Source organism: Shewanella sp., from assembly GCF_041630135.1.
In the GTDB taxonomy this organism is placed as follows: Bacteria; Pseudomonadota; Gammaproteobacteria; order Enterobacterales; family Shewanellaceae; genus Shewanella.
Window position 1 is genome coordinate 1 of sequence record NZ_JBFKLW010000110.1, and the last position, 4,351, is coordinate 4,351.

Sequence of the window (4,351 nt, forward strand, 5' to 3'; positions counted from 1 at the left end):
AGCGCTCTGGTCCCACCTGATCCCATTCCGAACTCAGTAGTGAAACGGAGCAGCGCCGATGGTAGTGTGGGGTCTCCCCATGTGAGAGTAGGTCATTGCCAAGCGCCCAATTCTGATTTGACTATGAAAGTCGAATCCAAGAGTTTGCTGATATGGCTCAGTCGGTAGAGCGCATCCTTGGTAAGGATGAGGTCCCCAGTTCGATTCTGGGTATCAGCACCATTATTCGCCGCCAGGTACTAAATGGCAGCAACAAAATTTGCCTGGAAACCATAGCACTGTGGTCCCACCTGATCCCATTCCGAACTCAGTAGTGAAACGCAGTAGCGCCGATGGTAGTGTGGGGTCTCCCCATGTGAGAGTAGGACATTTCCAGGCATCCAATACGAGAACCCCGACGGCAACGTCGGGGTTTTTCTTTATCTGTACTTTGGCAGACTCAGGTTGTTACGCCGTTCCTGACGTAACAACTGTGCGGAAAAAGTTCAGGTAAAGTCTTGCAGGACTTTATCGAGGATAGGTTGATTGGCATCGGGGAACTGATATGTGCCGATGTCCTGCAGTGACACCCATTCTATTTGTTGCCCTTCGATACCGCTTGCTTCACCGCTGAAGTCTTCAACAAGGTGGATATCAAGCAGCACATGCTTATCTGGGTAATCGTGGCTGATTTCCATATAAGGTTGGCTGGAGTGTACCATCAGGCCAACTTCTTCTTTTAGCTCACGTTTGAGGGCTTCTGAGGTGGTTTCACCGGCCTCGACCTTGCCACCCGGGAACTCCCATTTTCCGCCCTGATGCAAATGGCCATGACGTTTGGCCAGCAAAATATGGCAGCCTTGTTTGATAATGCCTACGGCAACGTGAACACGTTTGGTCATAAAACGACTCTTTGGTATTTAGATTGAGAATGAGTGTCGGATTAATCCGGGGCTTTAAAAAAGTCAGCCTCATCATAGCCGAGCTGATCCAGTAGCTCTTCGCTGATGTCATCTTTTACTGGAATAGCGTGCTTTTCTGATGCCCAATCTCCCAGGTCAATCAGTTTGCAACGTTCACTGCAAAATGGCTTGAAGGCGGAGGAGGCATCCCAGGTAACAGGCTTTTGGCACTGTGGACACTTAACCGTCAATGTCATGAAAACAACCTTTTAATATGGAGTAACAAACCCGAAATTGTGAAGGTCTTATGGTAAGGCCTTCAGGCGCAGGTCGCCAGTTTAAAGGTGATAGACTTGTCGGAATGACGCTGATCAGCGAATTGCACGAAATGAATCGCGTAGCGTGTTTTGTGGCCGCTGATAGTGGGATAGCAGCCTTGAGCTGGATCTATGCTTACACGAATGAGCGAAAGTGGTTGGTTATTATTGCCTTGATAAAAACCGCCGGCAGCAGTTGCATCCTGATATTCTGCTGTACTGCGGATGAGTGACAGCAATAGGCTGACAGGGGTAAGCAGCGGCTTAAAGTGCTCTACCCATTGCTGGTATTCACTTCTTCGTTCTTCCCATGGCTTGGCTAGCCAATAGTGCAGCTGAGGTAAGTCGAAGTTACAACAAGCCCCGGGCATCCCAAAACGTTGCCGAAGGGCGCTAAGAAATCGGTCTTGTTTGAGTGCGCTGCCGACGCGAGACGGGTTTTGCAATGACTCACGGGCATTTGACAGTCCATCGATAAATTCTTGTGCCTGAGCCGAATCAACGTGGGAAAGTGCTTTCCATTTCGCCAGTATAAACAGCTGTCTATCGATTTCCTTAAGCAGATCGCCGCGATAATCACAGCGCTCATTCAGTTCCAGCAGTGAAAACAGTGGGTAAAAGCAACGCTGTTGATGGTCATTATCCAAATTATGTTGAACTTGCTGAGCAAGGTATTCAAGCCTCAGGTAACTGCGGATTTTTTCATTCAGAGGTTGCTCATAAATCAGTTCATTCATTTTTTGTTTTTGATGCTGCCAGTGCCAGATATTTCTGGTGCAGGTGCTCTACCTGCGCATCTAACTCAGCCATCACTCCCCGGTTATCAATAATGTCGTTAGCCCTGGCAAGCCTTTGTTCCCGGCTTATCTGACTGGCGACGATGCTGGCGACTTGAACTTCGCTCACGTTATCTCGTTTGGCGGTCCTGTTTATTTGCAATTCAGGTGAAATATCAACCACCAAGGTACGATCGACTAACCTATCCAATCCGTTCTCAAATAGCAAGGGTACAACCATAATCACATAAGCAGACTCAGCTTTTTGTGCCGATGCCAGCATGGTATTTCGGATCATGGGATGCAGTAGGTTGTTCAGCCACAATCGTTTATTATCATCTGCAAAGATTTGTTCTCTAAGCTTTGCACGATCCAGTGTGCCATCGGCTTGCAGAATGCTTACCCCAAAGTGCTCGGTTATCGCCTGAAGCCCTTCGGAACCAGGCTCGACAACTTCTCGGGCGATAATATCGGCATCTACCAGGTTGATACCACGGGCTTGGAACAGGTTGGCAACGGTGGTCTTTCCGCTGCCGATACCACCTGTAAGACCTAGCAAATAACTGGCCATCAGAGTGTGCTCAGATACCAGTTGACGATATCATTCCCCCATAGCAAGGCTATCCACCCAGCTGCGGCAATATAGGGTCCGAATGGAATGGGATTTTCGCGTTTATGGCTTTTCCAAACCATCATCAAAATGCCAACGACGGCACCAACCAGGCTTGAGAGCAGAATGATTAGGGGGAGCATTTGCCAGCCAAGCCAAGCGCCAAACAGTGCCATTAGCTTGAAGTCACCGAAACCCATGCCTTCCTTTCCGGTTACGAGCTTAAATAGCCAATATACTGACCACAGCGACAGATAGCCGGCCACAGCTCCAATCAGAGCATCCTCAAGACTGATAAATAGACCATGGTAATTAATAAGCAATCCAAGCCACAGCAAAGGCAGGGTGAGACTGTCGGGGAGTAGCATTTCATCAAGGTCGATACCCGACATGGCTATTAACCCAAAAGTTAACAGGCTTGCAGTTGCAAACTGCCATGTTGGACCGAAATGCCATGCGACTGCCGCGACAGTTATGCCGGTAAATGCTTCAACGATGGGGTAGCGACTGGCGATAGGTGCTTTACAAGAGGCGCATTTGCCACCGAGCACGACCCAGCCAAGTACCGGTACATTGTGCCAGGGTTTAATACCTATGCCACACTTGGGACAGGTTGAGGCCGGCATGATCAGATTGTAGCGTTCGGGATAGCTATCTATGGTTTTTTCCAGATTTGCTTTTCCAAGCTTTTTAAACAGTTCAGGCTGGTATTCTTCAAGATAGGCATTACATTCCTGCTGCCACTCTCTTTTCATCATTACCGGAAGGCGATGGATTACGACATTCAAAAAGCTGCCAATAGTGGCTGAGAAGATGAATGCGAGCAAAATAAAGAGCCAGGGGTACTGGCTCATTAAGGATATAAATTCAGTCATTGAAATCTTTCATAAATTAGTGGGTTATCCGACAACATTACCCATCTGGAAGATTGGCAGATACATGCCCACAATCAATCCACCCACCAAGGTGCCAATAACCACCATCATAATGGGTTCAATCAGGCTCGACAAACCGTCTACAGCATCATCCACTTGCATTTCGTAGATATTGGCAATTTTGTTAAGCATGTTATCTAACGAGCCAGACTCTTCACCAATCATCACCATCTGGATCAGCATATCCGGAAACAGGTTCACTGTGCGCATGGCTACGTTCATTTGCATACCTGCCATGACTTCGGTACGGATTTTTAGCAGTGCTTTGCGGTATACCGCATTACCGGAGGCGCCCGCCGCAGATTCCAGACCGTCAATCAAGGGCACACCGGCAGCAAAGGTGGTGGCCAGGGTGCGGGCAAAGCGAGCCATCGCTGCTTTATGGAGGATTTCTCCAATTACAGGTATTTTAAGCACAAACTCATCTTGCTTGTCTCTGACCGCCTGAGAATTTCTGTGTGCTCTTACATACAGCCATATTGATACCACTATAGCGGTAAGGAAGAAGTACCAAGAAGATTGCAGAAACCTGGAAATATTGATGATCATCTGTGTGAAAGCAGGGAGCTCGGCACCGAAACTCGAGAAAATCTCTTCAAACTGCGGCACCACAAAAAGCAGCAGTAATGTGGTCACTGCAATAGCCACAACCACCACTGCAGCAGGGTAGAACATGGCTTTCTTGATTTTGGACTTCAGTGCTTCGGCTTTTTCCTTGTAAGTCGCAATGCGGTCGAAAACGACGTCAAGCGAGCCTGAATGTTCACCGGCGGCAACCAGGTCAACGTAGAGGTCATCGAAATAAATGCGGTGTGGTCTTAGGGCGTCAGAG

At 48.2% G+C, this 4,351-nt stretch carries 6 protein-coding genes, 1 tRNA gene and 2 rRNA genes; 3 read left to right on the forward strand and 6 right to left on the reverse strand.

The features are described 5' to 3' along the window. The 3 genes from rrf (ABYK60_RS18190) to rrf (ABYK60_RS18200) form a co-directional block, all read left to right on the forward strand. Positions 1 to 104: ribosomal RNA gene (rrf, locus tag ABYK60_RS18190) — 5S ribosomal RNA — on the forward strand; the annotation flags it as partial. 42 nt (positions 105 to 146) lie between these two features. Continuing rightward, a tRNA-Thr gene (locus ABYK60_RS18195) sits at positions 147 to 222 on the forward strand. 40 nt (positions 223 to 262) lie between these two features. Next, positions 263 to 378 (forward strand): 5S ribosomal RNA (gene rrf, locus ABYK60_RS18200). A gap of 107 nt (positions 379 to 485) precedes the next feature. Here the strand turns inward: rrf (ABYK60_RS18200) and mutT are convergent. The 6 genes from mutT to ABYK60_RS18230 form a co-directional block, all read right to left on the reverse strand. Beyond that, positions 486 to 881: an 8-oxo-dGTP diphosphatase MutT gene (gene mutT / locus ABYK60_RS18205; RefSeq protein ID WP_372873410.1), complete on the reverse strand. Its 396-nt coding sequence runs from the start codon at positions 879 to 881 to the stop codon at positions 486 to 488. Between the two features lie 41 nt (positions 882 to 922). Next, positions 923 to 1,138: a DNA gyrase inhibitor YacG gene (gene yacG / locus ABYK60_RS18210; RefSeq protein ID WP_372873411.1), complete on the reverse strand. Its 216-nt coding sequence runs from the start codon at positions 1,136 to 1,138 to the stop codon at positions 923 to 925. 62 nt (positions 1,139 to 1,200) lie between these two features. After that, positions 1,201 to 1,935, reverse strand: coding sequence for a cell division protein ZapD (gene zapD, locus ABYK60_RS18215; RefSeq protein ID WP_372873412.1), 735 nt, complete (start codon positions 1,933 to 1,935; stop codon positions 1,201 to 1,203). Continuing rightward, positions 1,928 to 2,545, reverse strand: coding sequence for a dephospho-CoA kinase (gene coaE / locus ABYK60_RS18220; protein ID WP_372873413.1), 618 nt, complete (start codon positions 2,543 to 2,545; stop codon positions 1,928 to 1,930). Before coaE ends, zapD begins: the two co-directional genes overlap by 8 nt. Next, complete coding sequence (locus ABYK60_RS18225) at positions 2,545 to 3,459, reverse strand: A24 family peptidase (RefSeq protein ID WP_372873414.1); 915 nt, start codon at positions 3,457 to 3,459, stop codon at positions 2,545 to 2,547. The genes coaE and ABYK60_RS18225 overlap by 1 nt, the downstream gene beginning before the upstream one ends. A gap of 24 nt (positions 3,460 to 3,483) precedes the next feature. Then, on the reverse strand, positions 3,484 to 4,351 hold an 868-nt coding region (locus ABYK60_RS18230; RefSeq protein ID WP_372873415.1), incomplete at its 5' end, for a type II secretion system F family protein.

Coding starts and splice junctions, on each gene's coding strand:
- mutT (WP_372873410.1), bottom strand. CDS start 881: ATGACCAAACGTGTTCACGTTGCCGTAGGCATTATCAAACAAGGCTGC.
- yacG (WP_372873411.1), bottom strand. CDS start 1,138: ATGACATTGACGGTTAAGTGTCCACAGTGCCAAAAGCCTGTTACCTGG.
- ABYK60_RS18225 (WP_372873414.1), bottom strand. CDS start 3,459: ATGACTGAATTTATATCCTTAATGAGCCAGTACCCCTGGCTCTTTATT.
- zapD (WP_372873412.1), bottom strand. CDS start 1,935: ATGAATGAACTGATTTATGAGCAACCTCTGAATGAAAAAATCCGCAGT.
- coaE (WP_372873413.1), bottom strand. CDS start 2,545: ATGGCCAGTTATTTGCTAGGTCTTACAGGTGGTATCGGCAGCGGAAAG.